The 26,088-nt window shown below is 61.1% G+C and carries 25 protein-coding genes; 14 read left to right on the forward strand and 11 right to left on the reverse strand.

Annotation, left to right across the window (positions count from 1 at the left end):
• Positions 1–18 precede the first annotated feature (18 nt).
• Positions 19–393, reverse strand: coding sequence for a YajD family HNH nuclease (locus tag BFW87_RS19420; RefSeq protein WP_078741352.1), 375 nt, complete (start codon positions 391–393; stop codon positions 19–21).
• A 151-nt stretch (positions 394–544) separates the two neighbouring features.
• Here BFW87_RS19420 and BFW87_RS19425 point away from each other — a divergent pair, with 151 nt between their 5' ends.
• Positions 545–1,465: a ParB/Srx family N-terminal domain-containing protein gene (locus BFW87_RS19425; protein WP_078741353.1), complete on the forward strand. Its 921-nt coding sequence runs from the start codon at positions 545–547 to the stop codon at positions 1,463–1,465.
• A 134-nt stretch (positions 1,466–1,599) separates the two neighbouring features.
• On the opposite strand, the gene BFW87_RS19430 is transcribed toward BFW87_RS19425, so the two are convergent.
• Positions 1,600–2,286, reverse strand: coding sequence for a spermidine synthase (locus BFW87_RS19430; protein WP_078741354.1), 687 nt, complete (start codon positions 2,284–2,286; stop codon positions 1,600–1,602).
• A 78-nt stretch (positions 2,287–2,364) separates the two neighbouring features.
• Between BFW87_RS19430 and BFW87_RS19435 the strand changes: the two genes are divergently transcribed.
• Positions 2,365–2,649, forward strand: a complete 285-nt coding sequence (locus BFW87_RS19435; RefSeq protein ID WP_078741355.1) for a hypothetical protein — start codon at positions 2,365–2,367, stop codon at positions 2,647–2,649.
• Here the strand turns inward: BFW87_RS19435 and BFW87_RS19440 are convergent.
• Together BFW87_RS19440 and BFW87_RS19445 are read right to left on the reverse strand one after the other, a co-directional pair.
• Positions 2,646–3,119: a cyclic nucleotide-binding domain-containing protein gene (locus tag BFW87_RS19440; RefSeq protein ID WP_078741356.1), complete on the reverse strand. Its 474-nt coding sequence runs from the start codon at positions 3,117–3,119 to the stop codon at positions 2,646–2,648. The genes BFW87_RS19435 and BFW87_RS19440 overlap by 4 nt on opposite strands.
• A gap of 67 nt (positions 3,120–3,186) precedes the next feature.
• Positions 3,187–5,229 carry a S9 family peptidase gene (locus BFW87_RS19445; protein WP_078741357.1) on the reverse strand — a complete coding sequence of 681 codons (2,043 nt, stop codon included), beginning with the start codon at positions 5,227–5,229 and terminating at the stop codon, positions 3,187–3,189.
• 90 nt (positions 5,230–5,319) lie between these two features.
• Between BFW87_RS19445 and BFW87_RS19450 the strand changes: the two genes are divergently transcribed.
• The 3 genes from BFW87_RS19450 to BFW87_RS19460 are packed head-to-tail and all read left to right on the forward strand — an operon-like array spanning position 5,320 to position 7,145.
• On the forward strand, positions 5,320–5,784 hold the full coding sequence (locus tag BFW87_RS19450; protein ID WP_254865917.1) for an MFS transporter: 465 nt from the start codon (positions 5,320–5,322) through the stop codon (positions 5,782–5,784).
• A 30-nt stretch (positions 5,785–5,814) separates the two neighbouring features.
• Positions 5,815–6,591 (forward strand): class II glutamine amidotransferase, encoded by a 777-nt coding sequence (locus BFW87_RS19455; RefSeq protein ID WP_064451362.1) that lies wholly within the window; start codon positions 5,815–5,817, stop codon positions 6,589–6,591.
• An 11-nt stretch (positions 6,592–6,602) separates the two neighbouring features.
• The gene (locus BFW87_RS19460; protein WP_078741358.1) at positions 6,603–7,145 is read left to right on the forward strand and encodes a DUF2937 family protein; all 543 of its coding nucleotides are present in this window, start codon (positions 6,603–6,605) and stop codon (positions 7,143–7,145) included.
• Between the two features lie 124 nt (positions 7,146–7,269).
• Here the strand turns inward: BFW87_RS19460 and BFW87_RS19465 are convergent, their stop codons facing one another.
• Positions 7,270–8,190: a LysR family transcriptional regulator gene (locus tag BFW87_RS19465; RefSeq protein WP_078741359.1), complete on the reverse strand. Its 921-nt coding sequence runs from the start codon at positions 8,188–8,190 to the stop codon at positions 7,270–7,272.
• Positions 8,191–8,365: 175 nt separating this feature from the next.
• Between BFW87_RS19465 and BFW87_RS19470 the strand changes: the two genes are divergently transcribed.
• From BFW87_RS19470 to BFW87_RS19480, 3 genes are read left to right on the forward strand one after another with little or no spacing between them, the layout of a single operon-like run.
• Complete coding sequence (locus BFW87_RS19470; protein WP_078741360.1) at positions 8,366–9,106, forward strand: 5-oxoprolinase subunit PxpA; 741 nt, start codon at positions 8,366–8,368, stop codon at positions 9,104–9,106.
• A complete protein-coding gene (pxpB, locus tag BFW87_RS19475; RefSeq protein ID WP_078741361.1) occupies positions 9,103–9,807 on the forward strand; it encodes a 5-oxoprolinase subunit PxpB in 705 nt (234 codons plus the stop codon). The genes BFW87_RS19470 and pxpB overlap by 4 nt, the downstream gene beginning before the upstream one ends.
• The gene (locus BFW87_RS19480; RefSeq protein ID WP_078741362.1) at positions 9,804–10,712 is read left to right on the forward strand and encodes a biotin-dependent carboxyltransferase family protein; all 909 of its coding nucleotides are present in this window, start codon (positions 9,804–9,806) and stop codon (positions 10,710–10,712) included. Before pxpB ends, BFW87_RS19480 begins: the two co-directional genes overlap by 4 nt.
• Positions 10,713–10,830: 118 nt before the next feature.
• Here the strand turns inward: BFW87_RS19480 and BFW87_RS19485 are convergent, their stop codons facing one another.
• The 3 genes from BFW87_RS19485 to BFW87_RS19495 all read right to left on the reverse strand — a co-directional run bounded on the left by BFW87_RS19485 (position 10,831) and on the right by BFW87_RS19495 (position 14,166).
• Positions 10,831–12,009 (reverse strand): vWA domain-containing protein, encoded by a 1,179-nt coding sequence (locus tag BFW87_RS19485; RefSeq protein WP_078741363.1) that lies wholly within the window; start codon positions 12,007–12,009, stop codon positions 10,831–10,833.
• Positions 12,009–12,854, reverse strand: coding sequence for an AAA family ATPase (locus BFW87_RS19490; protein ID WP_003210690.1), 846 nt, complete (start codon positions 12,852–12,854; stop codon positions 12,009–12,011). The genes BFW87_RS19485 and BFW87_RS19490 overlap by 1 nt, the downstream gene beginning before the upstream one ends.
• Positions 12,855–13,089: 235 nt before the next feature.
• A complete protein-coding gene (locus tag BFW87_RS19495) occupies positions 13,090–14,166 on the reverse strand; it encodes a DUF748 domain-containing protein (RefSeq protein ID WP_078741364.1) in 1,077 nt (358 codons plus the stop codon).
• 124 nt (positions 14,167–14,290) lie between these two features.
• Here BFW87_RS19495 and cysK point away from each other — a divergent pair, with 124 nt between their 5' ends.
• Positions 14,291–15,265, forward strand: coding sequence for a cysteine synthase A (gene cysK, locus BFW87_RS19500; protein ID WP_078741365.1), 975 nt, complete (start codon positions 14,291–14,293; stop codon positions 15,263–15,265).
• Between the two features lie 337 nt (positions 15,266–15,602).
• Positions 15,603–16,541 (forward strand): aspartyl/asparaginyl beta-hydroxylase domain-containing protein, encoded by a 939-nt coding sequence (locus BFW87_RS19505; RefSeq protein WP_078741366.1) that lies wholly within the window; start codon positions 15,603–15,605, stop codon positions 16,539–16,541.
• A gap of 126 nt (positions 16,542–16,667) precedes the next feature.
• Here the strand turns inward: BFW87_RS19505 and acnA are convergent, their stop codons facing one another.
• Positions 16,668–19,409 carry an aconitate hydratase AcnA gene (gene acnA, locus BFW87_RS19510; protein ID WP_078741367.1) on the reverse strand — a complete coding sequence of 914 codons (2,742 nt, stop codon included), beginning with the start codon at positions 19,407–19,409 and terminating at the stop codon, positions 16,668–16,670.
• 196 nt (positions 19,410–19,605) lie between these two features.
• Here acnA and rlmM point away from each other — a divergent pair, with 196 nt between their 5' ends.
• Positions 19,606–20,682: a 23S rRNA (cytidine(2498)-2'-O)-methyltransferase RlmM gene (gene rlmM / locus BFW87_RS19515; RefSeq protein ID WP_078741368.1), complete on the forward strand. Its 1,077-nt coding sequence runs from the start codon at positions 19,606–19,608 to the stop codon at positions 20,680–20,682.
• A gap of 126 nt (positions 20,683–20,808) precedes the next feature.
• Complete coding sequence (tusA, locus tag BFW87_RS19520; RefSeq protein WP_078741369.1) at positions 20,809–21,054, forward strand: sulfurtransferase TusA; 246 nt, start codon at positions 20,809–20,811, stop codon at positions 21,052–21,054.
• On the opposite strand, the gene BFW87_RS19525 is transcribed toward tusA, so the two are convergent.
• Positions 21,051–22,433, reverse strand: coding sequence for an MATE family efflux transporter (locus tag BFW87_RS19525; protein ID WP_078741370.1), 1,383 nt, complete (start codon positions 22,431–22,433; stop codon positions 21,051–21,053). The two genes, tusA and BFW87_RS19525, sit on opposite strands and share 4 nt — an antisense overlap.
• A 254-nt stretch (positions 22,434–22,687) precedes the next feature.
• Here BFW87_RS19525 and pdxB point away from each other — a divergent pair, with 254 nt between their 5' ends.
• A complete protein-coding gene (pdxB, locus tag BFW87_RS19530) occupies positions 22,688–23,830 on the forward strand; it encodes a 4-phosphoerythronate dehydrogenase PdxB (protein ID WP_078741371.1) in 1,143 nt (380 codons plus the stop codon).
• A gap of 52 nt (positions 23,831–23,882) precedes the next feature.
• Here the strand turns inward: pdxB and BFW87_RS32020 are convergent, their stop codons facing one another.
• Positions 23,883–24,056 (reverse strand): PA1571 family protein, encoded by a 174-nt coding sequence (locus tag BFW87_RS32020; RefSeq protein ID WP_176159785.1) that lies wholly within the window; start codon positions 24,054–24,056, stop codon positions 23,883–23,885.
• Positions 24,057–24,311: 255 nt separating this feature from the next.
• Between BFW87_RS32020 and BFW87_RS19535 the strand changes: the two genes are divergently transcribed.
• Entirely contained in the window at positions 24,312–26,078 is a 1,767-nt protein-coding gene (locus tag BFW87_RS19535; protein WP_078741372.1) for an ABC transporter transmembrane domain-containing protein, read from the forward strand.
• Positions 26,079–26,088: the final 10 nt, after the last annotated feature.

Raw genomic sequence — 26,088 nt, forward strand, 5'->3', positions numbered from 1 at the left:
GCAGGCAAAGAAAATCTATCAGTCGTCTTTCTTCATCAACCCCGCCAACGCCGCAAACGGGTTGTGCGTGGCCTTGGCAATCGTCGGGCTGCTGGTGGAGCCTTCGCTGAAGTATTGCTGATCCGTATACCGCGAGTGCTCGTTATCGTGGCAATACAGGCACAGCAGCTCCCAGTTGGAGCCATCCTGAGGGTTGTCGTCATGGTTGTGGTTACGGTGGTGTACGGTCAGTTCGCTCAGGCGTTTGCCGGCGAATTCACGGGTGCAGCGGCCGCACACGTGGGGGTACATTTTCAGGGCTTTGTCGCGGTAGCCCATTTCCCGGTCGCGCTGGGCGTCGGCGAGGATGCGGTCCAGCTTGGCGGTGTGGGAGGGCGGGTTGGTCGAGCTCATCATGGCTCCTGGTTGTTTGGTGGTTCACGGATAGGGTTGATTCTAGCCGCTCGCGCGGTAAATGACCGCTGGCTTTTTCAGCTGCGGTACAGCCTGGCTTCGCCATTCGTTTGTAGTATCGGCACATTCCATTCACAAGGATCTGAAACCTATGCGTTTGCACACATGGACAGTTGCACTTTTACTGAGCTTTCTGGCGGCTCAGGCCCAGGCGTTTTCCACCCCCAAACCGGGCCAGGTGATCGAGGTGTCCCTCGAACAACTGCACCCGACCCAGGCGGTGGTGGGGTTTGACCAGATTTATTACAGCCTCGGGCTGTTCGCCGACAAACCTGCCAAGGTCTTCGACGAATACTGCGAAACCAACGGCCAGGGCGCTGCCGACAAGGTGCCGAAAAAGGCCGACCTGCACCAACCCGCCAGCTTCAGTTGCCAGGACCCGGTGGGCACCCATCCCGATGACATGAAAACCGTGGTGGTCGGCCCTGGCGGCCAGTTGTACCTGACCGACGGTCACCACAGTTTCACTACCTTGTGGGAAGTGCCCGGTGGTGGTTCCCAACTGAAGATGTGGGTCAAGGTCACCGACGATTTCAGCAACAGCCCGAACATGGCCACCTTTTGGCAGCGTATGGAGGCGGCGCGCAAAGTCTGGCTCAAGGACAACAAAGGTCAGCCCCTGTCGCCCGAGCAACTGCCGGCGCACCTGGGCTTCAAGAACCTGCAGGACGACACCTTCCGCAGCCTGGTGTATTTCACGCGCAAGGCCGCCTACGGCAAGCCGGATGACGGCGAGATTGCGCCGGAGTTTCTGGAGTTTTATTGGGGTAACTGGTTGCGCAGCCAGATCGATCTGAATGCGTTCAACTTGAACAAGAAGGGCGGTTACAAGGATGCCATTGAGGCGGTTGCCAAACGCATGGTCAGCCTGGCGCCGGATACAAAGGTCGGTGACAGTGGTTTCACGGCCCATCAACTGGGAGGCATGACCCAGCTGGACCAGGGCGAGTTGGAGAAGACTTTCGACAAAAAAGTGCCGTATGTGATCGATTACCGTAAATCCCAACCCTGAAACGCGGGACTAAAACTGTGGGAGCTGGCTTGCCTGCGATAGCGGTGAGTCAGCTACAAAGATGCTGGCTGATCTACCGCTATCGCGGGCAAGCCCGCTCCCACAGGGGATCACCTGAATGTGTAGAGTTGTGATCAGACCTTGAGCTTCTCGGCAATCCAGATGGTGTGCCGGGTGCCTTTGTTGCCGTGGGCAAACACCTGCACTTCTTCGGCCTTGAAACCGGCTTTGCGCAGTTTGTCGCTGAACAGCTTGTCGGCGCTGGCCGACCACACGGCCAGCACGCCTTTGGGGCGCAGCGCCTTGGCGCAGGCGGCGAGGCCACCGGCGGAATACAGCCAGCTGTTGGCTTTTTGCGTGAGGCCTTCGGGGCCGTTGTCGACATCCAGCATGATCGCGTCAAAGCCCTGAGGCTCAGCTTGCAGCACCTTGGCCACATCTTCCATGCGGATCACCGTGCGCGGGTCGAGCAACGGGCGGCCGGATTTTTCCCCCAGCGGCCCACGGTTCCATTCCACAACGCCGGGTACCAGTTCGGCGACAACCACTTCGGCGGTCTTGCCCAAATGCTTGAGCGCCGAGGCCAGGGTAAAGCCCATGCCCAGACCGCCGATCAACACCCGCGAACCCGCTCGCCCGGCGACCTTGCGGCAGGGAACCTCGGCCAGCGCGTCTTCGGAACCGTGCATGCGCGTGTTCATCAACTGGCCGCCGTCGCCGCCCTGGATCTTGATGACAAAATCCTCACCGTATTCGAACAGGCACAGGGCACCGCCGTTGTCGGGGATCGGGGTGGTGTCCAGCAGAACGAAACGTTTCATGGAAATCTCATTGGGAAGGGCATTCTTGCGCGGTTGGGAGTAGCCTTACGACATTCCGGTCAGGCCATGGAGCCATCGATGAAGTGCAGCATTCTAACGGTCATTGTGCTCGGCGCGCTCGCATTGGGTACGGCGCAGGCTCAAGAGGTGCAAACCGTGCCGGTCGCACCCGCGCCAACTCCCGGTGCGCCGGGCACGCCGACGCCGACGTTGTACCCGCAAGTCACCCCGCCCGTCGCGCCAAAAGCCACGGCTAACGGTTCGCCGGCGCTGGTGCCGATCGTGTTGCCGACACCGCCGAAAGACCAGACGGTGCCTGGCTTGCTGCAAAACGACAGCAAACCGAAAACACCGGGCGGTTAAAACTGCTGCGAGAGTAATTGCCCGTCAGCCATGCGCAGGCGCTTCGACAAGGCAATCGCGATCGCGCGGATGATCTTGGCTGCCACCCGCGGGGCTTCGTTGAGCATTTTTTCCAGCGCGTCCTTGCCCAGGTTCAACAGCACGAGATCCGTGGCGGCCACGCAGCTTGCCGACCGCCGCTCGCCATCGAGCACCGCCATTTCGCCAAACGCCCGGCCGCTGCGCAGGGTGGCGATGGTCAGGCGCTGGCCGTCGTGGTTGGTTTTCTGCACCGCCACCTGGCCGCTGTGGATGATGCACATAAAGGTGCCGGCATCGCCCTCGAGGAAAATCACCTCATCGCGGGCAATGCTGCTGATATTGAAGTAGCCGGCGGCGATGTGAAAATCTTCCGGCAGCAGGGGGTCGAACAGGCCGCAATCCATGAGCATGTCGCGGATTTCGGTATTCATCAGGGTCGGGAGTGCCATGTGCAATCTTGGTCCATCAATCAAGTGGGGCGGTCCTGTGTTCAGACAGAACCGCCACGCTAAGTTCCTAAATCAGGCCGAGCGCCTTGAAAACAAATCCATATTCGAGCGCTACGTCACGTAATCCCTGATAACGACCGCTCATCCCGCCATGGCCGGCGCCCAATTCGGTTTTGAGCAGCAGCAGGTTGTCGTCGGTTTTGGTGTCGCGCAATTTGGCCACCCACTTGGCCGCTTCCCAATACTGTACGCGGCTGTCGTTGTAACCGGCGATCACCAGCAGGGCGGGGTAGGCCTGGGCGCTGACGTTTTCGTAAGGTGCGTAGGCCTTGATGCGTTCATACACCTCAGGCTCTTCAGGGTTGCCCCACTCGTCGTACTCGGTGACGGTCAGCGGCAATTCCGGATCGAGCATGGTGTTGAGCACATCCACAAACGGCACTTCGGCGATGGCCGCCTGGAACAGCGCCGGGCGCTGGTTCAGCACGGCACCGATCAACAGGCCGCCGGCACTGCCGCCGCTGATCGCCAGTTGTTTGGAGGTCGTCAGGCCTTCGGCGATCAGGTGTTCGGCGCAGGCAATAAAGTCGCTGAAGGTGTTCTGTTTGTGTTCCTGCTTGCCGTTGCGGTACCAGGCTTCGCCCAGCTCGCCACCGCCGCGCACGTGCGCAATGGCGAACGCCACGCCGCGCTCGAGCAGGCTCAGGCGCGCGTGGGAGAACCACGGGTCAAGGCTCGAACCGTAGGCGCCGTAGCCGTAGAGGTACAGCGGCGTCGGCTTGCCGAGTTGATCGCGCTTGACCACCAGGCTGATCGGCACCTGAGTGCCATCAGCGGAGGTGGCCCACAGGCGTTGGCTGACGTAGTCATCGGCGTTGAACTCGCCAAGTACCGGGGTTTCCTTTAGAACGACTTGCGCGCCCGTCGCCAATTCAAGCTGACGCACCTGGGCCGGGCGGTTCAGGGCTTCGTAGCGCAGGCGGATCTTGTCGCTTGGAAATTCCAAGCTGTTCTGTACGTAGAGGCTGTAGGCGGCGTCAGGCAATTCCACGCGGTAGGCCGGCACGCCTTGCGGGTGCACTTCTATCACCGGCAGGCCACCAATGCGCAGGCTCAAGGTCATTGCCTCGGCGTTCAAGCTGACGCCGTCGAGCATCACCTCATCGCTGTGGGGAATCAGGTTCTGCCATTGATCCTCGGTCGGCACGCTGCCGGTGTCGGCGGCGGTGAACAGCGCGTAGTTGATGCCATCGCGGTTGCTGCGGATAAACCAGGTCCACTCGCCGTCGAGCGCACCATGGTCCACGTCGTATTCATGGTCCTCGACCCGTGGTGCCAGGCAGGTGAAGTCCAGCTGTGGCTGGTCGGCGTCCAGCGCCCAGATTTCGCTGGTGGTCTTGCTGCCCAGTGCCAGCAGCAATTGGCGCTCGGAGCTGGAACGGTAGCAATGCAGGAAGAATCGGCCGTCAGGCTCGTGGAACACTTCCTGCGCCGCCGTGCCGTCGAGGCGGTAGCGATAGAGTTTGTGCGGGCGATGGGTATCGTCCAGCTCGCCGAAGAACAGCGTAAGGCTGTCATTGGCCCAGGTCATGCTGCCGTCGCAGTCCTGGAATTCCAGTTCGCTGACCTTGCCGGTGGCCAATTCCTTCACGTACAGGGTGTAAATCTCTTCACCGTTGGTGTCGAGGCTGTAGGCCAGGCGCTGGTGGTCGGGGCTGATGCTGAACGCGCCGAGGGAGAAAAAACCGCCATTGGCCAGCACGTTCGGGTCCAGCAGGAGCTCTTCGCTGCTGTCGTCCACCGCATTGCTGTCGTCTGCCGGACGGCGGCAGCGGTAGTGACGGGCGTATTCGTCACCGGCGGTGGTGCGCGTGTAATACAGGTACGGGCCCCACGGGGAGGGCAGGGACAGGTCGGTTTCGAGGATACGACCCTTGATCTCCTCAAACAGGGTCTCGCGCAGTGCCTGCTGGTCGGCGAGCTGTGCTTCCTGCCAGGCGTTTTCGGCCTTGAGGTAATCCAGCACGTCGGCGCTGTCACGCTCTTGCAGCCAAGCGTACGGATCCTGGCCTGGGGCCTTGTGGGCAATCGGGGCGGTCGATGTAGGCATGGATCCCTCTCTGTCTGGCGGTTTGCCGCAGGCATTGCAGCCGCGACACGCAAAAGCCGTTATCATAGCCGCCTCTTTGCCAGCCTTGCCATGGACACCATGACCGAGAACGACTATCTGATCGCTTGGGGCCTTTACACCTTCGCCGCTTTGGGCTGCCTGTTGGTGTGGTGGCGCATGACCCGCTGGATCTGGCGCTGGTTGCGCGAGCCGCTGCAGTTGTTGATGGCGGTGCTGCTGTTCAGCCCGACCATCGTCGACCCGGTCAAGACCCAGTTTGCGCCGGCCGTGGCCATTACGGCGCTGGACCTGGTGCTGCATGTGGGCAACAACGCCTGGCGCGCCATCTCCGATTTATTCATGTACTCGATGATCGCGTTTGCCGTCTACATCGTGTTCGTGTTGATCCGCTGGCCGATCGAACGTGCCGCCAACGCCCGCCGTGAGCGCAAGGCCGCCGCCGATGCGGCACTGGCCGCGGAACCGGTGGAGGACGACGAGCCTTTCCGCCGCCCGACGCCGGTGAGTGGTCGGCGGGTTGAACCGCGCCTTTAACGTTGTCCGCCCTGCAGCGAGAGCCCTGGCATGTGTGAATTATTGGGCATGAGTGCCAACGTCCCCACCGATATCGTGTTCAGCTTTACCGGGCTGATGCAGCGGGGCGGGCGTACCGGCCCCCACCGCGACGGTTGGGGCATCGCGTTTTATGAAGGTCGTGGCCTGCGCCTGTTTCAGGACCCGGCGGCCAGCAGCGAGTCGGAAGTCGCGTTGCTGGTGCAACGTTACCCCATCAAAAGTGAAGTGGTGATTGGCCATATCCGCCAGGCCAACGTGGGCAAGGTCAGCCTGGCCAATACCCACCCGTTCGTGCGCGAACTGTGGGGGCGCAACTGGTGTTTCGCCCACAACGGCCAGTTGGCCGACTTCAACCCCCGCGCCACCTTCTACCGCCCGGTCGGCGACACCGACAGCGAAGCGGCGTTCTGCGACCTGCTCAACCGCGTGCGCGAAGCCTTCCCGGAGCCGGTGGACATCGAGCAAGTGTTGCCGGATTTGATCGCCGCCTGCGCCGAATACCGCAGCAAAGGCGTGTTCAACTGCCTACTCAGCGACGGCGACTGGCTGTTCTGCTACTGCTCGACCAAGCTTGCACAAATTACCCGGCGTGCGCCGTTTGGCCCGGCACGCCTGAAAGATGTCGACGTGATCGTGGATTTTCAAGCCGAAACCACCCCCAATGACGTGGTGACGGTGATTGCCACCGAACCCTTGACCGACAATGAAAACTGGACCCGCTACGAACCGGGCCAATGGAGCCTGTGGCGACGCGGTGAATGCGTCAGCCAGGGCATCACCGAGTAAGGATATCGACCATGTTGCTCAGTTATCTGCGGTTGGTGCTGTTTGCCATTGGCCTGTTGGTCGGCGTGCAAGTGCCGGGGTTTATCAGCGACTACGCCAAACGCGTCGAGGCCCACCTGATCGAGGCCCAGACTGGCCTGCGCGGCTTTGACGCCACGGCGCAGCAGTTCTTCAACGGCGACTTGCAGGCGCTGGTGGCGCACTACCGCGCAAGTGATGACCCGGTGTTTCGCAGTGATGCCAACAGCCTGGGCACGTTGCTCGATCGCCAGGTGGCCTTGGACAAGCAATACCAGGCCATGCAGGGCCCGTGGTACATCCGTGTGCTGCAAGTGGCGGTGGCGGCCGACCCGGATATTCGCCTGGAAACCTGGAATGGCTACAGCTACCAGATTCTGCTGACGCCCGAAGCGATGGGCTGGGGGCTGGGCGGGGCGATGCTGTTGTCGTTTGGGCTTGAGTGCCTGTTCCGCTTGATCGATTGGGTAGTGTTGGGCGGCAAGCGCCTGCGCCAGAGCCGGCCCATCGAAGAGCGCGACCTCAAGGGCCTCTAAAGACCGACTCGGTCCAATGTGGGAGCTGGCTTGTCGGGTCGCCGCATCGCTGCGATTGCGGAGGGTCAGCTTGAACATCTGTAGCTGATACACCGCAATCGCAGGCAAGCCAGCTCCCACAGGTTTAATCGGGTTTCGTCAGTAGCATTCGCTCTGGGCCGACTTCTTCGGCATACCGCGCCACCACCTTCTGACACAACCCCACAATCTCCTCCACCAACTCCACCCCCACGCGCCACGACACCACCACCTGCAAATTCGGCAGCTTCTGCGCCATCGGCAGCATCACCAGCTCCCCACGCGCCAGTTCCTCTCTCACCAGCACCGGCGGCAACGCGCCAATCCCGAAGCCATCGCGCAGCAACCGGGTAATCGCCGACACCGAATTCACACAGTTCATTCGTGGTGCGGCCACGCCGTTGGCCTGCATCAGGCTCAACACATCCTGATGCGGATGGGAGTTTTTCGAGTAGGTAATAATGCGCTCCTGGGCCAGTTCGGCGAGGGAGGCGTAGTCGCGGTTGTAGATCGAATGGCTGGCGACGATCCAGGCCATCGGGTGGCTGGCCAGCTCTTGGCTGCGCACGGTTTCAAGGCGCAGCAGGTCGGTTTGCAGAATCAGGTCGAGGAAGCCTTTTTGCAGCTGATCGCTGAGGTTCAGCGCGGTATCGGCGACCAACTCGATTTCTACCAGCGGGAAATGGTCCATCAATTCGGCCACCAACGGGCTGAGCCAGGTGTGGATCACCGTGTCCATGGCGCCGATCCGGATGCGCCCAACCTTGCTGCTGGTGGTTTCCAGCGACTGCTTCAAACCCTGCATGGTCACCATCATTTGCTCGGCGTAATCGAGCACCTTCAAGCCTTCCGGGGTCAGGCTCACGCCGCGTGAATCGCGCAGAAACAGCTTCACCCCCAGTTCGCTTTCGAGCACGGCGATGCGGCTGGAAATCGACGCCTGGGTGGTGAAGAGCTTTTCGGCAGTCAGGCGAAAGCTCTTGAGCTTGGCCACCCAGACGAAGGTTTCGAGAAACTTCAAATTCATGGGATCAACTTTTCTTATGCTTGGATCGGTTTTTATTAGTTGGACGCCGCACCGGGCAAACGCCAAAAATCGGGTTATTCCACGATAAGCGTCGTTAGGGTGTCAGGACAAGTTGCGAGTTCTGCGTAAAAAATCCCACACTACAAAAAATACAAAGCCTACAGGAGCAACTACCGTGAGCCGTCTGCTTTTGAACTGCGACATCGGCGAAAGCTTTGGCAACTGGACCCTGGGTCTGGACGCCGAGGTCATGCCGTTCATTGATTGCGCCAACGTAGCCTGCGGCTTCCATGCCGGCGACCCGAGCATCATGCGCAAGACCGTCACCCTGGCGCTGAAGCATGGCGTGCAAGTCGGTGCGCACCCGGCGTATCAGGACCTGCAAGGTTTCGGCCGCCGCTCCATGGCCTACACCCCTCAGGAAATCCAGGACCTGTTGCACTACCAGATCGGTGCCCTCGACGGCATCTGCCGTGCGCAAGGCGCGCGGGTCAGCTACGTCAAACCCCACGGCGCGATGTACAACGACATGATGGCCAACCCGGCGCAATTGCGCGCGGTGATGCAGGCCGTGGCCGCTTATGGCGATCTGCCGTTGATGCTGCTGGCCACCCGCGACAACAGCGCCGCGCAGGCCCTGGGCGATGAATACGGCGTGACCCTGTGGTTCGAAGCCTTCGCCGACCGCGCTTACGACGCCAAAGGCCACCTGGTTTCGCGCCAACTGCCGGGCGCCGTGCATCACGACGCCGACACCATCGTGCAGCAGGCCCTGACCATTTCCCGTGGTGAGCCGTTGACCGCCAGTGATGGCAGTGCCTTGTTGCTGCAAGCCAACACCCTGTGCGTCCACGGCGACAACGCCAGCTCGATCGCCGCTGTTCAGCGCATCCGCGAGGCACTGAAGCCAGCATGAAACCACGGATTGAGGTGGTGGCCATCGACTGCCTGATGGTGCGTCTGTTCGACGTGATCGCTGAAGCCAACATGCCGTGGATGCTTGCCGCCACCCAGCGTTTGCGTGAAGGCTTCGGCGCGGCGCTGGTGGATCTGGTGCCGTCCTACACCACGTTGATGGTGCATTACGACCTCACGGCAGTAAGCCCGGCCCAGGCGCGCGAGCTGATCGACCAGGCGCTGACTGACCTGCAACCCCAGGCGCAGGGCAGCGGCCAGTGCCATGTGCTGCCGGTGTGGTACGACCTGAGCGTCGGCCCTGAGCTGGCGTTGCTCAGCCAGCGCAGCGGGCTGTCGATAGATGAAGTGATCCGCCGTCACAGCGCCCATGAATACCAGGTGTTCGCCCTCGGCTTTGCCCCGGGCTTCGCCTTTATGGGCCTGGTCGATGAAATCCTCGCCACCCCCCGCCTCAATACCCCGCGCAAACGCGTGGCGGCCGGCAGCGTCGGCATCGCCGAACGGCAGACCGCCGCCTACCCGGTGGTATCGCCGGGCGGCTGGAACCTGATCGGGCGCACCCCGGCCAAACTCTTCGATCGCGAGCGCGACGGTTACAGCCTGATGCAACCCGGCGACACGGTACGTTTTGAGTCCGTCAGCCACGCCGACTTTATCAACCTGGGTGGCGATGACACGCCGTTGGAGGCGCAGGCATGAGCCGCTTGATCATCGAGGCCAGCACGCCGCTGTGTCTGTTGCAGGACGCCGGGCGCTTTGGCGTACGCCATTTGGGCGTGACCCAGGGCGGCGCGCTGGATTGGGTGTCGATGTCCTGGGCCAACTGGCTGCTGGGCAATGCGCTGGATGCGCCGGTGGTGGAAATCACCTTGGGCGGGTTTACCGTGAGGGCTGAGGACTATTGCCTGCTGGCGTTGGCCGGCGCGGATCTGGGGGCTTACATCGACGAACGTGCCATCAGACCGGGGCGCAGTTTCATTCTGCAAAAGGGCCAGCGCTTGCGCTTTACCCAACCGTTCAGTGGCGCGCGGGCCTATCTGTCGGCGCCGGGCGGGTTTGATGCGCCGCACGTGCTGGGCAGTTGCGCCACTGTGGTGCGCGAGGAACTGGGCGGGCTGGATGGTTTTGGCAAGGCATTGGTCGAAGGCGGGTGCCTGGCGTATTCCGGCACCGGTGGTGCGATGAAGGTGCTCGGCGCGCCGGATTTGCCGGCCAAGGCGCCATTGGACGTGATCGTCGGCGCGCAGATCGGCCAGTTCAGCGGGCAAAGCCTGTTTGATGCCTTCAACACTGAGTGGGCCTTGGACAGTCGCGCCGACCGTATGGGCATGCGCCTTTTGGGCACGCCGTTGCAGTACCAGGGGCCGTCGCTGATTTCCGAGGGCATTCCGTTGGGGGCGATTCAGGTGCCACCGGACGGGCAGCCGATTGTGTTGCTCAATGATCGGCAGACGATTGGTGGGTATCCGCGGTTGGGCGCACTGACGCCGTTGGCGCTGGCGCGACTGGCGCAGTGTTTGCCGGGGGAAAAGGTGAGGTTGGCGCCGGTGGTGCAGGAGACTGCGCATCGGCAGCACCTCGAATACCTACAGCGGTTTAACTAACGCCACAATCCAAAATGTGGGAGCGGGCTTGCTCGCGAATACGGTGGATCAGTCACCTAATATGTCGACTGGTACTCCGCATTCGCGAGCAAGCCCGCTCCCACATTTGGATCTGCGTTTATTTGGAGAGAAAGCGCATGCCTTCTTCCAGGCCCCGAAGCGTCAGCGGATACATCTGATCTTCAATTAGCTCCCGCACAATCCCCGTCGAGGCCGTATACCCCCAAGTGTCCTTCGGGTACGGGTTAATCCAGATCAGCTTCTTGTACTTGGCCATGAAGCGCTGCATCCACACATACCCGGCTTCTTCATTCCAGTGCTCAACACTGCCGCCCGCCTGGGTGATTTCATACGGCGCCATCGACGCATCGCCGATAAAGATCACTTTGTAATCCGCGCCGTACTTGTGCAGCAGGTCCTGGGTCGAGGTGCGTTCCGAGGTGCGGCGCTGGTTGTTCTTCCACACCGATTCGTACACGAAGTTATGGAAGTAGAAATACTCCAGGTGCTTGAACTCGGTCTTGCACGCTGAAAACAGTTCTTCGCAGATTTTTACGTGGGCATCCATCGAGCCGCCGATATCGAACAGCAGCAACAGCTTGATGGTGTTGCGCCGTTCCGGACGCATCTGGATGTTCAGCAAACCGGCATCGCGGGCGGTGTGGTCGATGGTGCCGTCGATGTCCAGCTCTTCAGCCGCACCCTGGCGCGCGAATTTGCGCAGACGGCGCAGAGCGATCTTGATGTTGCGCGTGCCCAGTTCCACCTGATCATCCAGGTTCTTGTACTCGCGCTGGTCCCAGACCTTCACCGCCTTGCCTTGGCGTTTACCCGCGTCGCCGACCCGAATGCCTTCCGGGTTGTAGCCGCTGGAACCAAACGGGCTGGTGCCGCCGGTGCCGATCCACTTGTTGCCGCCGGCGTGGCGTTCTTTCTGTTCTTCGAGGCGTTTTTTGAATTCCTCGATCAGTTTGTCCAAACCACCCAGGGACTGGATTTGCGCGCGCTCTTCATCGCTCAACGAACGTTCGAACTCCTTGCGCAGCCAGTCTTCGGGGATCAGCGCCTGCAGGTGATCGTCGAGTTTTTCCAGGCCGTTGAAGTAGGCGCCAAAGGCTCGGTCGAATTTGTCGAAATGCCGCTCGTCCTTCACCAGGATCGCCCGGGCCAAGTAATAAAACTCGTCCATGTCGGCGAAGGTTACGCGCTGTTTCAGCGCGTTGATCAGGTCGAGCAGTTCGCGCACCGACACCGGCACCTTGGCTGCACGCATTTCATTGAACAGGTTGAGCAACATTATCGATTACCGCGACGGCTCATGAATGCCAGACGTTCCAGCAGCTGTACGTCTTGCTCGTTCTTCACCAAGGCACCGGCCAGGGGCGGGATGGCTTTAGTCGGGTCGCGTTCGCGCAGAACGGCTTCGCCAATGTTGTCGGCCATCAGCAACTTGAGCCAGTCGACCAGTTCGGACGTGGAGGGCTTTTTCTTCAGGCCCGGCACTTTGCGCACGTCGAAGAATACGTCCAGCGCTTCGCTGACCAGGTCCTTCTTGATATCGGGGTAATGCACATCGACGATCTTTTGCAGGGTGGTGCGGTCGGGGAAGGCGATGTAGTGGAAGAAGCAGCGGCGCAGGAACGCGTCCGGCAGCTCTTTCTCGTTGTTGGAGGTAATGATGATGATCGGGCGCTTTTTCGCCTTGATGGTCTCGTCGATTTCGTAGACGTAGAACTCCATCTTGTCGAGTTCTTGCAGCAGGTCGTTGGGGAACTCGATGTCGGCCTTGTCGATTTCGTCGATCAGCAGAATCACCCGCTCCTCGGACTCAAAGGCTTCCCAGAGCTTGCCCTTCTTCAGGTAATTGCGCACGTCGTGCACTTTGTCCACGCCCAGCTGCGAGTCGCGCAGGCGGCTGACCGCGTCGTACTCATAGAGGCCCTGATGCGCCTTGGTAGTGGATTTGATGTGCCAGGTGATCAACTTGGCGCCGAAGGATTCGGCCAGTTGCTCGGCGAGCATGGTCTTGCCGGTGCCCGGTTCGCCCTTGACCAGCAACGGCCGCTCCAGGGTGATGGCGGCATTGACGGCCAGTTTCAGGTCATCGGTAGCCACATAGGCCTGGGTGCCTTCGAACTTCATCGGTGTTTCCTCGCATTCATCAATGCCCGGACTATACCGCGAGGCCTCGGCGACTGTGAACGCAGACGGGTTATTCAGTCTCTGAATGGGCAGTCACATCGCAGACCAACTGTGGGGTCATGCTTATGCTTTATGTGGGAGCTGGCTTGCCTGCGATGCAAGCACCTCGGTCTATCAGTGTCACCGCGGCGATGCTATCGCAGGCAAGCCAGCTCCCACACGAGCCCTGCACACGTTAGTCGGCGCTAGGCTTGGGCTGCTCGTAGCGGGCGTTGAAGGCCTGGATGAAACCATTACGCAAAATCGCCAAAAACGCCGAGAACGCGCTGATATTTTGCTGGTGCACGCTGCCACTCAGTTCCACCCGGGTGGCAAACTGGTTTTTGTTCTGGTTTTTCAGCACGGTTTCGCTGGCGCCGACCACGGCTTCCCAGATTGAGCGAAAGATATTCTTGTCTTTGTTCTCGACGTCCTGCTGCCAGTCGAACACTTCCACATTGCGCAACAGCGGCTTTATGTAGCCGGTGAGTTGGCCTTTTTCTGCCTGCGCTTCGATCACCACGTCGCCCGTACCTGCCTTGAAGTCGAACTTGCCGTAGGCCGAGGCGAAGTCATTCATGCGTTTAAGCTCCAGGTCTCTGGCGCGAAAGCGGAATTCGAAATCTTCAAAGTCATTTAAAGGGTCAAAGGTCGCGGTGGCCTCCAGAGGTGCCTGGCCTTGCAGCAGGGCTTTGCCCTCCAGCCGCGCATCGCGTTTGCCCTTGAGGTCCACGACGTTGGTCAGGTTGTACAAGCTGGCGTTGATCTCGGTAGCCTTTATATTTACCGGGGGCTGGGAGCTGAAGTTGTGAAACGCGATCTTGCCGTCTTCGATGCGCACTTCGTTGAGCGTGATGGGCAAGAGTTTCTTCAACTGTTGCTGCCAGTCAGTGCCTTTACCGGTCTGGGATGCTTGTTTGTTGGCACCGCCGTCGACAAAGTTGATTTCAGGTCGTACGAAGTGGCCTTCGGCAACCACGGCATGGTCGTACCAGAGGGAATGCCAGCTGACGGCAAACTCAATCAGCGGCGCGTTGACGAACGGTACGGGCACCTTGCCGTCGACCTTGACGATTTTCAGGCCGTTGATGCGGTACGCGCCGCGCCAGAGGGCCACGTCCACGTCCGTGACCTGGCCACGGTAGTCGCCCATGTCGGCGAGTTTGTCGTTCAGGTAATTGCGCACCAGATAGGGCAGGGCGAGGTCCAGGGCGATCAGCAATACCACCAGCACGGCGACGATCCCTAGCAGCCCACTGTAGCGACGTTTCATGTCAATGCTCTCCAACGGTATAGGCGATGGACCGCACGCGTGGGCGCAACGTTCCTCTGACTGGACGCCCAAAGGCCTGAGGCATACCCTTGGGGCCTTCCTGAAAATGCTTTAAGGACCCCTCATGAGCCGCATCTTTGCAGACAACGCGCACTCCATCGGTAACACGCCCCTGGTTCAGATCAACCGCATCGCCCCGCGTGGCGTGACCATCCTCGCCAAGATCGAAGGGCGTAACCCGGGTTACTCGGTGAAGTGCCGCATCGGCGCAAACATGATCTGGGACGCTGAAAGCACCGGCAAACTCAAGCCGGGCATGACCATTGTCGAGCCGACATCGGGCAACACCGGGATTGGCCTGGCGTTTGTCGCTGCTGCGCGGGGCTACAAGCTGCTGCTGACCATGCCGGCGTCCATGAGCATTGAGCGGCGTAAAGTGCTCAAGGCCCTGGGCGCCGAGTTGGTGCTGACCGAGCCTGCCAAAGGCATGAAGGGGGCAATCGAGAAAGCCGGTGAAATCGTCGCCAGCGACCCGGCCACCTACTTTATGCCGGCCCAGTTCGAAAACCCGGCCAACCCGGCGATCCACGAGAAAACCACCGGCCCGGAAATCTGGAACGACACCGACGGCGCGGTCGACGTGCTGGTAGCGGGCGTGGGCACTGGCGGCACCATCACCGGCGTGTCGCGCTATATCAAACACATTGCGGGCAAACCGATTCTGTCGGTGGCCGTAGAGCCAATCGTATCGCCGGTGATCACCCAGGCGCTGGCCGGTGAAGAAATCAAGCCAAGCCCGCACAAGATCCAGGGCATCGGCGCCGGTTTTGTGCCGAAAAACCTCGATTTGTCGATCGTTGACCGCGTTGAACTGGTGACCGACGACGAATCCAAGGCGATGGCCCTGCGATTGATGCAGGAAGAGGGGATTCTGTGCGGCATCTCCTGCGGCGCCGCGATGGCCGTGGCCGTGCGCCTGGCCGAGAAGCCGGAAATGCAAGGCAAGACCATCGTGGTGATCCTGCCGGACTCCGGTGAGCGCTACTTGTCGAGCATGCTGTTCAGCGATTTGTTTACCGAGCAAGAAAACCAGGCCTGACGAGCAGGGGAGCAGGCAGTTGTGGCGAGCGGGCTTCTGTGGCGAGCGGGCTTGTTGTGGCGAGCGGGCTTGCCCGCGTTGGAGTGCGAAGCGCTCCCAATTCAGCCAACGCGGTATGACGGGTGAACCGCGTCGTCAGGTTTTGGGGCTGCTTCGCAACCCAACGCGGGCAAGCCCGCTCGCCACAACAAGCCCGCCAGCCACACAAGCGCCGCTCGCCACACGTTGATTTGAGTCAGCCGGTCAGCTCGGGCCTTCTGCATAATGGCCCAAGTGTTTATCATGGCCGGCTGCTACGTCTGCTGTTGGCCAGGCGATTATTTCCAGGAGTTGCTGCATGACCTTTTCTTTGGCCGCCAAACTGTCGGTGCTGCTGCTGTTTATCGGCAGCATTCTGTATGTGCATTTGCGCGGCAAGGCGCGTTTGCCGGTGTTGCGCCAGTTCGTCAACCATTCGGCGCTGTTCGCCCCGTATAACGCCCTGATGTACCTGTTTTCGGCGGTGCCGTCCAAGCCTTATCTGGACCGCAGCAAGTTCCCCGAACTGGACGTGCTCAAGGACAACTGGGAAGTGATCCGCGAAGAGGCCATGCACCTGTTCGACGAGGGTTACATCCGCGCCGCCGAAAAGAACAACGACGCCGGTTTCGGTTCGTTCTTCAAGAAGGGCTGGAAGCGCTTCTACCTCAAGTGGTACGACAAACCCCTGCCATCGGCCGAGGCGTTGTGCCCGAAAACCGTGGCGCTGGTCAGCAGCATTCCCAACGTGAAAGGCGCGATGTTCGCGCTGTTGCCGGGCGGCAGCCACCTCAACCCGCACCGCGACCCGTTCGCCGGTTCGCTGCGTTACCACCTGGGGCTGTCCACGCCGAACTCCGACGACTGCCGCATCTTCGTCGATGGCCAGGTGTACGCCTGGCGTGACGGTGAAGACGTGATGTTCGACGAAACCTACGTGCACTGGGTGAAGAACGAAACCGAACACACCCGTGTGATTCTGTTCTGTGACATCGAACGTCCGCTGAGCAGCCGCTTGATGACCGGCGTTAACCGTTGGGTCAGCAAACAACTGGGCCGCGCGACGGCGCCGCAGAATCTGGACGACGAGCGGGTTGGCGGGATCAACCAGGCGTATGCGTGGAGCAAGACCTTCAGCGACAAGTTCAGTGGCAAGGTCAAGCAGTGGAAGCGCAAGCACCCGAAGGCGTACCGCATTGCGCGGCCGGTGTTGGCGGTTGTGGTTCTAGTCCTGCTCTGGAAGTGGCTGTTCGGCTAATTTGAAATGCGCTTAAAACTGTGGGAGCTGGCTTGCCTGCGATAGCGGAGGGGCAGCCAAGAACATGTTGGCTGGCCTACCGCTATCGCAGGCAAGCCAGCTCCCACATTTGACCTGCGGTGTGCTTCAGCTGGCGATCAACTGGCGCAGCACATAGTGCAGAATCCCACCCGCCTTGAAGTATTCCACCTCGTTCAACGTATCAATCCGGCACAGCACTTCAACCTTCTCACTGCTGCCGTCCTCCCGAGTAATCACCAGCGTCAGGTTCATCCGCGGCTCGATCTCGGCATCGGTCAGCCCGAGGATGTCGATCTTCTCCTTGCCGGTCAGCTTGAGCGCCTTGCGGTTCTGATCCAGCTTGAACTGCAACGGCAACACGCCCATGCCCACCAGGTTGGAACGGTGAATCCGCTCGAAGCTCTCGGCGATCACGGCTTTGACGCCCAGCAGGTTGGTGCCTTTGGCGGCCCAGTCGCGGCTGGAGCCGGTGCCGTATTCCTGCCCGGCAATGACCACCAGCGGCGTACCCGACGCCTGGTATTTCATCGCCGCGTCGTAAATCGGCATTTTTTCCCCGGTAGGAATGTAAATCGTATTGCCGCCTTCTTCACCGCCGAGCATTTCATTGCGGATCCGGATGTTGGCAAAGGTGCCGCGCATCATCACTTCATGGTTGCCCCGGCGTGAGCCGTAGGAGTTGAAGTCACGCGGTTCCACGCCCTGCTCGCGCAGGTATCGCCCGGCGGGGCTGTCGGCCTTGATATTGCCGGCGGGGGAGATATGGTCGGTGGTCACCGAATCCCCCAGCAGCGCCAGCACATTGGCGGCCTTGACGTCTTTGATCACCGGCAGTGGCCCGCCAATATCATCGAAGAACGGCGGGTGCTGGATGTAGGTGGAGTCCTTCTGCCACACGTAAGTGGCCGCTTGCGGCACTTCAATGGCCTGCCACTGCTCGTCACCGGCAAACACCTCGGCGTATTCCTTGTGGAACATGCCGGTGCTGACCTGAGCCACGGCGTCGGCGATTTCTTTGCTGCTCGGCCAGATGTCCTTCAGGTACACCGGCTTGCCGTCCTGATCATTACCCAGCGGCTCACTGCTGATATCAATACGCACCGTACCGGCCAGGGCATAAGCCACGACCAGCGGCGGCGAAGCGAGCCAGTTGGTTTTCACCAACGGGTGCACGCGGCCTTCGAAGTTGCGGTTGCCGGACAGCACCGAGGCGACGGCGAGGTCGGCTTTCTGGATGGCTTTTTCAATCGGCTCGGGCAACGGCCCAGAGTTGCCGATGCAGGTGGTGCAGCCATAGCCGACAAGGTCAAAGCCGAGCTTGTCCAGATATTCGGTCAGGCCTGCCGCCTTGTAATAGTCGGTGACCACTTTGGAGCCTGGCGCCAGCGAGGTTTTCACCCACGGCTTGCGGGTCAGGCCTTTCTCCACGGCTTTTTTCGCCACCAGCCCGGCGGCCATCATCACGCTGGGGTTAGAGGTGTTGGTGCAGGACGTAATCGCGGCAATCACCACGGCGCCGTTTTTCAGGCGATAGGTGTGGCCGTCGTACTCGTAGTCGGTTTCGCCCACCAAATCGGCATTGCCCACGGCGACACCGCCACCGCCTTCACTTTCCAGGCGGCCTTCTTCTTTATTGGTCGGCTTGAATTGCAGGTCGAGGAAGTCGCTGAACGCCTGGCCGACGTTTGGCAGAGAAACGCGGTCCTGCGGGCGTTTCGGCCCGGCGAGGCTGGCCTCAACGCTGCCCATGTCCAACGCCAGAGTGTCGGTGAACACCGGCTCCTGGCCGGCGTTGCGCCACAGGCCTTGAGCCTTGGTGTAAGCCTCGACCAGTTTGACGGTCTCGGCTGGGCGGCCAGACAGGCGCAGATAGTCCAGCGTCACGTCGTCCACCGGGAAAAAGCCGCACGTGGCGCCATATTCCGGGGCCATGTTGGCGATAGTCGCACGGTCAGCCAATGGCAGGTCGGCCAGGCCGTCGCCATAGAACTCGACGAATTTGCCCACCACACCTTTCTTGCGCAGCATCTGGGTCACGGTCAGCACCAAGTCGGTGGCCGTGATGCCTTCCTTGAGCTTGCCGGTGAGCTTGAAGCCGATCACTTCCGGGATCAGCATCGACACGGGCTGGCCGAGCATCGCCGCTTCCGCTTCAATCCCGCCCACACCCCAGCCGAGTACGCCAAGGCCGTTGATCATGGTGGTGTGGGAGTCAGTGCCGACGAGCGTGTCGGGAAAGGCGTAGGTGCGGCCATCTTCGTCCTTGGTCCACACGGTGCGGCCGAGGTATTCGAGGTTGACCTGGTGGCAGATGCCAGTGCCGGGCGGCACCACGCTGAAATTGTCGAAGGCGCTCTGGCCCCAACGCAGGAAGGCGTAACGTTCGCCGTTGCGCTGCATTTCGATGTCGACGTTTTGCTCGAAGGCGTCGGCATTGCCGAACTTGTCGACCATTACCGAGTGGTCGATCACCAGGTCCACCGGCGACAGCGGGTTGATGCGCTGCGGGTCGCCACCGGCCTTGGCCACGGCGGCGCGCATGGCGGCCAGGTCGACCACGGCGGGTACGCCGGTAAAGTCTTGCATCAATACGCGGGCGGGGCGGTACTGGATTTCGCGGTCGGACTGGCGCTCTTTGAGCCAGGCGGCAATGGCCTTGAGGTCGGCGCCGGTGACGGTTTTGTTGTCTTCCCAGCGCAGCAGGTTTTCCAGCAACACCTTGAGCGACATCGGCAATTTGCCCAGGTCACCCAGGCTCTTGGCGGCTTCGGGCAGGCTGAAGTAGTGGTAGGTCTTGCTGTCAATTTCCAGTGTTTTAAGGGTTCTCAGGCTATCAACGGATGACATTACATGACTCCTTATGGTCCGCACGGCTACGGACCTGACGGGACGAACAGAGCTTTCAACTTAGCCCTGTTTTCATTAGCAGGCTAATAACTGGACTCTATCGTTAAGTCCAAGGTTCCGAACTCCGTTATCATGCGCGGGTTTTCATGACAGGCATTGCGACAGCGCAAGGCCGGTTGATTCACTTGGAGAGTTGATGAACACCCTTTTTATGCACTGCCGCCCGGGGTTTGAAGGCGAAGTCTGTTCCGAGATCGCGGAACACGCCGCGCGCCTGAACGTGTCCGGCTACGCCAAAGCCAAGACCGGCAGCGCCTGCGCCGAATTTGTCTGCACTGAAGAAGACGGCGCCCAGCGCCTGATGCACGGCCAGCGCTTTGCCGAGCTGATCTTCCCGAGGCAGTGGGCGCGCGGGGTGTTTATCGACCTGCCGGAAACCGATCGCATCAGCGTGATTCTCGCCCACCTGCGCGAATTCCCGGTGTGCGGCAGCCTGTGGCTGGAGATGGTTGACACCAATGACGGCAAGGAACTGTCGAATTTCTGCAAAAAGTTCGAAGTGCACCTGCGCAAGGCGCTGCTCAACGCTGGCAAGCTGGTGGATGACCCGAGCAAGCCGCGCCTGCTGCTCACCTTCAAAAGTGGCCGTGAAGTGTTCATGGGCCTGGCCGAGTCGAACAACTCGGCGATGTGGCCCATGGGCATTCCGCGCCTCAAGTTCCCGCGCGACGCGCCAAGCCGCTCGACATTGAAGCTGGAGGAGGCCTGGCACCACTTCATCCCCCGCGACCAGTGGGACGAGCGCCTGCACGGCGACATGACCGGCGTCGACCTCGGCGCAGCCCCCGGCGGCTGGACCTGGCAACTGGTCAACCGTGGCATGCTGGTGACCGCCATCGACAACGGCCCCATGGCCGAAAGCCTCATGGACACCGGCTTGGTGCAGCATTTGATGGCCGACGGTTTCACCTTCGTGCCCAAGCAGCCGGTGGACTGGATGGTGTGTGACATCGTCGAGAAACCCGCGCGCAATGCGGCACTGCTCGAAACCTGGATCGGCGAAGGGCATTGCCGCGAGGCGGTGGTGAACCTGAAGTTGCCGATGAAGCAGCGTTACGCCGAGGTGAAGCGCTTGCTGGAACGGATCGAGGAAGGCTTCAAGGCGCGGGGCATTCGGGTGGAGATCGGCTGCAAGCAGCTGTATCACGACCGTGAGGAAGTGACATGCCATTTGCGCCGTCTGGTAGATGTAAAGAAAACCAAAAGACACTGATATCAAATGTGGGAGCGGGCTTGCCCGCGATAGCGGTATAACAGTCGAAATCTATGTTGAATGTGCCCCCGTCATCGCGGGCAAGCCCGCTCCCACAGAAGAGCGGGACTGTTTCAGGAGTGACTAATGAGTATTGATCTACCCGTCGACGCCACCCTCGACGCCACCGGCCTCAACTGCCCGGAACCGGTGATGATGCTGCACCAGCACATCCGTGACCTGCCGCCCGGCGGCTTGCTCAAGGTGATCGCGACCGACCCCTCGACCCGCCGCGATATCCCCAAGTTCTGTGTGTTTCTCGACCACGAACTGGTGGATCAGCAGGAGCAGGCCGGTACGTACCTGTACTGGATTCGCAAGAAGTCCGCTTAAGCCAGGCGAATCCGCCGGCGCGCACTGCGTGCCAGGCGGATCACCAGCATGGCGGCGGCGCAGCTCAAGCCCACGATCAGCCCTTGCCACAGCCCGCTCGGCCCGCTGGCGGCGCCCAGCCACTCGGTCAGCCCCAAGGCGTAACCCACCGGCAATCCCACGCCCCAGTAGGCAAACAGCGTCAGCACCATGGTCACCCGTGTGTCCTGATAACCGCGCAGCGCCCCGGCGGCGGTGACCTGGATCGCGTCGGAGAACTGGAACAGCGCCGCAAACACGATCAGCATCGAGGCGACGTGAATCACTTGCGCGTCGGGCGTATAGATCGTCGCAATCTGTTCGCGAAACAGCAGCATCAGGCTGCAGGACAGGCACGCGTAAGCCAGCGCCGTGCCCATGCCGACCCCGGCGGCAAAGCGCGCCTCACGTGGCTCGCCCCGGCCGAATGCCTGGCCGACACGCACGGTGACGGCCATGCTCAGGGAGTAGGGGATCATGAACACCAGCGAGCTGAAATTCAGCGCGATCTGGTGCCCGGCGACAACGTTGGCACCCAGGCTGCCGATCAACAAGGCGATCACTGCAAAGATGCTCGACTCGGCGAACACCGCGATGCCAATCGGCAAGCCGATGTTCAGCACGCGCTTGATCACCGCCCATTGCGGCCAGTCGAAACGCTTGAACAGCTCGCTGCTTTGATAGGCCGGTGCCCAACGAGTCCACGCGGCCAAACCGAGCATCATCACCCACATCACGATCGCCGTAGCCCAGCCACAGCCCACGCCGCCCATGGCCGGCACGCCGAAGTGGCCATAGATGAACACGTAGTTCAGCGGAATATTCAGCGCCAGCCCGCATAACCCCATGACCATGCTCGGGCGCGTGCGGCCCAGGCCATCGCTGAAACAGCGCAGCACGTAGTACAGGGCGATGGCCGGCATGCCGGACGCGATGCCGTGCAGGTAGGCCATGCAGGGTTTGATCAGCTCAGGGTCGACGTTCATCACGTGCAGGATCGGTTCGGCACTGATCAGCATCAACAGCGCCGTAATGCCGACCATCAGCGCCAGCCACAAGGACTGGCGCACCAGCGGGCCGATCTCGGTGTGTTGACCGGCACCGAAGCGCTGGGCGACTTTCGGCGTGGTGGCCAGCAGGGTGCCGGTCATCAGCAGGTACACCGGAATCCAGATCGAGTTGCCCAGGGCCACCGCCGCCAGGTCCCGCGGGCTCACGCGCCCGGCCATCACCGCGTCGACAAAGCCCATGGCGGTAGTCGCCAACTGGCCGATCATGATCGGCAGGGCCAGGCTCAACAGGCTGCGCACCTCGCGGCTGACGCGGGCGGGGCGGGAGAGGGCGGTGGTGGCGATGTTCACGTGCGAGTGTCCAGTAAAAGCGTTGCAAAGGACGGCGAAGTCTACGCGTTGACGCAGTGGTCAGGAAAAAACCTGTGTTAGGGATTTGTAAGCGCCTCTCTCGCAGACGCTGACCCCCTGTGGGACAGGCTTTTGTGGGAGCTGGCTTGCCTGCGATAGGATCAGCTCGGTATAGCTGATAGACCGAGGTGTCTGCATCGCAGGCAAGCCAGCTCCCACACCTGTACACTGCGAATCCGCGAAAGGAGCCTGCCATGTTGATTGTTGCCGACGAAAATATCCCGCTGCTTGATGCATTCTTCGAAGGGTTTGGCGAGATTCGCCGGGTGCCCGGCCGTTCCATCGACCGCGCCACGGTCGAGCAGGCCGATGTATTGCTGGTGCGCTCGGTGACCAACGTCAACCGCGCCTTGCTGGACGGCACCCAGGTGCGCTTTGTCGGCACCTGCACCATCGGCACCGATCACCTGGACCTCGAGTACTTCAAGCAGGCGGGCATTCAGTGGTCCAGCGCGCCGGGCTGCAATGCGCGTGGCGTGGTGGATTATGTGCTGGGCAGTTTGCAGACCCTGGCGGAGATTGAAGGCGCCGACCTCTATACGCGTACTTATGGTGTGGTTGGCGCTGGCGAAGTCGGCGGGCGGCTGGTCAAGGTGCTCAAGGGCCTGGGCTGGAACGTGCTGGTGTGCGACCCGCCGCGTCAGATCACCGAAGACGGCGACTACGTGAGCCTGGATCAGATCATCGAAAGGTGCGACGTGATCAGCCTGCACACACCGCTGACCAAGTCCGGCAATGGCTCTACCTGGCACCTGTTTGATCGCCAGCGCCTCAACAGCCTCAAACCCGGCACCTGGCTGATCAACGCCAGCCGGGGTCCGGTGGTCGACAATGCCGCGCTGCGCGAAGTGCTGCTGGAGCGCGAAGACCTGCAAGCGGTGCTGGACGTATGGGAAGGCGAGCCGCAGGTGGACGTCGACCTGGCCGACCTGTGTGTGCTGGCCACCCCGCACATCGCCGGGTACAGCCTGGACGGCAAGCAGCGCGGCACGGCGCAGATTTATCAAGCGTTCTGCGCTCACCTGGGCCAGGAGCCGGGCATTCAACTGAGTGACCTGCTGCCGCCGCCTTGGCTAGCCGAAGTGCACTTGAATGCATCGACCGATCCCGCCTGGGCCCTGGCGATCTTGTGCCGCAGCGTGTACGACCCGCGCCGCGATGACGCGGATTTCCGCCGTAGCCTTGTGGGAACAGTGGAAGAGCAGCGCAAGGCGTTCGACCTGCTACGCAAGCATTACCCGGAGCGCCGTGAAATTGATGGCCTGAAGGTGCGCATCAACGGTGAGTCGGCTGTATTGGCAAATATCGTGAGCGCCTTGGGTGCCCAGACGATTTAACGGCGCATAAAAAACCCGGCCATCAGGCCGGGTTTAAAAGAGCGTGGGCACTTCAGCCTTGCTGCGCAGGCTTGACCAGTCGCTGTTCCAGGTCGCTGCACGCTTGCTGGATCATCTCTTCGGTAATCTGCACTTCGCGGCCCTTGGCATCGATATACGAGCAAGGCAACTGCTGCGGCTGGCGAATCACTTCAATCTTGGCTTCGCTGCTATTTTGCAAGGTCATGGCCTGTCTCCTCATCAGGTTGTGTACCTACTGTAATTCCCCCGCGTGACCAAGCTATTACAACTCCTTACAAAGTCACGGGTTCGAACGCCCAGTGCACCAGAAACCGATACAAATTTCCAGCCAGACGTTAGACCGATAGCCTCTAGGTGCCTGCATCGGCGGGCATAATTAACCTGACTCATTGTTATTTGCTCAAGTTCCCCCCATGTGGGTGTGTAGATACTTATCTCCCCTCATCAGGTGGTGCCTTTCATGTTCTCTGCCCGTCAACGTCGCGCGATTCGCCTGGCCAGTCGCTTTATTGCGCCCTATCGCTGGCAGGCGCTGGGAGCGCTGTTGGCGTTGATTGTCACCGCAGGTATTACCTTGTCCATGGGGCAGGGGATTCGATTGCTGGTGGACCAGGGCTTCATGACCCAGTCGCCGCATTTGCTCAACCAATCGATCGGGCTGTTCATGGTGCTGGTGCTGGGCCTGGCCGTGGGCACCTTTGCGCGGTTTTATCTGGTGTCATGGATCGGCGAGCGCGTGGTGGCGGACATTCGCCGACAGGTCTTCAACCACCTGATCTACCTGCACCCGGGCTTCTACGAGAACAACCGCAGCTCGGAAATCCAGTCACGGCTGACCACCGACACCACCTTGCTGCAATCAGTGATCGGCTCGTCGCTCTCACTGTTTCTGCGAAACGCCTTGATGGTGATCGGCGGCATCGTGTTGCTGTTTGTCACCAACCCCAAGCTGACCAGCATCGTGGTGGTGGCGCTGCCGCTGGTACTGGCGCCGATCCTGATCTTCGGTCGCCGCGTGCGCAGCCTGTCGCGGCTGAGCCAGGACCGCATTGCTGACGTCGGCAGTTACGTGTCCGAGACTCTCGGCCAGATCAAAACCGTGCAGGCCTACAACCACCAGGTGCAGGACGAACAGCGCTTCGCGGTCACCGTTGAGGACGCGTTCACCACGGCGCGCAAACGCATCGTGCAACGTGCCTGGCTGATTACGCTGGTGATCATGCTGGTGTTGGGCGCGGTGGGCGTGATGCTCTGGGTCGGCGGCATGGACGTGATCAGCGGGCGGATTTCCGGCGGTGAGCTGGCAGCGTTCGTGTTCTACAGCCTGATCGTCGGCAGCGCCGTGGGCACCTTGAGCGAAGTACTCGGCGAGCTGCAGCGCGCCGCCGGTGCCGCCGAGCGCATTGGCGAGCTGTTGCAGTCGAGCAACGAAATCCAGGCGCCGACCGAAGGCATCGTGCAGTTGCCGGACCGCGTCAGTGGTCGCATGGAGCTGCAGGACCTGCGCTTTTCCTACCCCTCGCGGCCTGACAGTTACGCCATTGACGGCTTGAATCTGACCATCAACCCCGGCGAAACCCTGGCGCTGGTGGGGCCGTCGGGGGCTGGCAAGTCAACGATTTTCGACCTGCTGTTGCGCTTCTACGACCCTCAGCAAGGCCGCATTCTGCTCGAAGGCCATCCGCTGACCGAACTCGACCCGATGGACCTGCGCCGGCATTTCGCCCTGGTGTCACAGAGCCCGGCGCTGTTTTACGGCAGCGTCGAAGAAAATATCCGCTACGGCAACCCGTCGGCCACCCGCGAACAGGTCGAAGCTGCCGCGCGCATAGCCCACGCCCATGATTTCATCCTGCAAATGCCTGACGGCTACCAGACCCACCTCGGGGATGGCGGCATGGGCCTTTCCGGCGGCCAACGCCAACGCCTGGCCATCGCCCGCGCATTGTTGGTGGACGCACCGATCCTGCTGCTCGACGAAGCCACCAGTGCGCTGGATGCCCAGAGTGAACATTTGATTCAGCAGGCCTTGCCGCAGTTGATGCAGGGGCGCACCACGCTGGTCATCGCCCACCGGCTGGCCACGGTGAAGAACGCCGACCGGATAGCCGTGATGGACCAGGGCAAGCTGGTGGCGGTGGGCACGCATCAGCAGTTGATCGCGAGCAACCCGCTGTATGCGCGGTTGGCGGCGTTGCAGTTCAGTGATGGGCTGGACATTGATTGAAGCTGCGCTG

The organism is Pseudomonas fluorescens, assembly GCF_002022275.1.
Taxonomy (GTDB): Bacteria; Pseudomonadota; Gammaproteobacteria; order Pseudomonadales; family Pseudomonadaceae; genus Aquipseudomonas; species Aquipseudomonas fluorescens_AJ.

Bases quoted from the DNA above. Each gene is read 5' to 3' on its own strand.
- BFW87_RS19420 (WP_078741352.1), bottom strand. From the start codon at position 393: ATGAGCTCGACCAACCCGCCCTCCCACACCGCCAAGCTGGACCGCATC.
- BFW87_RS19425 (WP_078741353.1), top strand. From the start codon at position 545: ATGCGTTTGCACACATGGACAGTTGCACTTTTACTGAGCTTTCTGGCG.
- BFW87_RS19430 (WP_078741354.1), bottom strand. From the start codon at position 2,286: ATGAAACGTTTCGTTCTGCTGGACACCACCCCGATCCCCGACAACGGC.
- BFW87_RS19435 (WP_078741355.1), top strand. From the start codon at position 2,365: ATGAAGTGCAGCATTCTAACGGTCATTGTGCTCGGCGCGCTCGCATTG.
- BFW87_RS19440 (WP_078741356.1), bottom strand. From the start codon at position 3,119: ATGGCACTCCCGACCCTGATGAATACCGAAATCCGCGACATGCTCATG.
- BFW87_RS19445 (WP_078741357.1), bottom strand. From the start codon at position 5,229: ATGCCTACATCGACCGCCCCGATTGCCCACAAGGCCCCAGGCCAGGAT.
- BFW87_RS19450 (WP_254865917.1), top strand. From the start codon at position 5,320: ATGGACACCATGACCGAGAACGACTATCTGATCGCTTGGGGCCTTTAC.
- BFW87_RS19455 (WP_064451362.1), top strand. From the start codon at position 5,815: ATGTGTGAATTATTGGGCATGAGTGCCAACGTCCCCACCGATATCGTG.
- BFW87_RS19460 (WP_078741358.1), top strand. From the start codon at position 6,603: ATGTTGCTCAGTTATCTGCGGTTGGTGCTGTTTGCCATTGGCCTGTTG.
- BFW87_RS19465 (WP_078741359.1), bottom strand. From the start codon at position 8,190: ATGAATTTGAAGTTTCTCGAAACCTTCGTCTGGGTGGCCAAGCTCAAG.
- pxpB (WP_078741361.1), top strand. From the start codon at position 9,103: ATGAAACCACGGATTGAGGTGGTGGCCATCGACTGCCTGATGGTGCGT.
- BFW87_RS19480 (WP_078741362.1), top strand. From the start codon at position 9,804: ATGAGCCGCTTGATCATCGAGGCCAGCACGCCGCTGTGTCTGTTGCAG.
- BFW87_RS19485 (WP_078741363.1), bottom strand. From the start codon at position 12,009: ATGTTGCTCAACCTGTTCAATGAAATGCGTGCAGCCAAGGTGCCGGTG.
- BFW87_RS19490 (WP_003210690.1), bottom strand. From the start codon at position 12,854: ATGAAGTTCGAAGGCACCCAGGCCTATGTGGCTACCGATGACCTGAAA.
- BFW87_RS19495 (WP_078741364.1), bottom strand. From the start codon at position 14,166: ATGAAACGTCGCTACAGTGGGCTGCTAGGGATCGTCGCCGTGCTGGTG.
- cysK (WP_078741365.1), top strand. From the start codon at position 14,291: ATGAGCCGCATCTTTGCAGACAACGCGCACTCCATCGGTAACACGCCC.
- BFW87_RS19505 (WP_078741366.1), top strand. From the start codon at position 15,603: ATGACCTTTTCTTTGGCCGCCAAACTGTCGGTGCTGCTGCTGTTTATC.
- acnA (WP_078741367.1), bottom strand. From the start codon at position 19,409: ATGTCATCCGTTGATAGCCTGAGAACCCTTAAAACACTGGAAATTGAC.
- rlmM (WP_078741368.1), top strand. From the start codon at position 19,606: ATGAACACCCTTTTTATGCACTGCCGCCCGGGGTTTGAAGGCGAAGTC.
- tusA (WP_078741369.1), top strand. From the start codon at position 20,809: ATGAGTATTGATCTACCCGTCGACGCCACCCTCGACGCCACCGGCCTC.
- pdxB (WP_078741371.1), top strand. From the start codon at position 22,688: ATGTTGATTGTTGCCGACGAAAATATCCCGCTGCTTGATGCATTCTTC.
- BFW87_RS32020 (WP_176159785.1), bottom strand. From the start codon at position 24,056: ATGACCTTGCAAAATAGCAGCGAAGCCAAGATTGAAGTGATTCGCCAG.
- BFW87_RS19535 (WP_078741372.1), top strand. From the start codon at position 24,312: ATGTTCTCTGCCCGTCAACGTCGCGCGATTCGCCTGGCCAGTCGCTTT.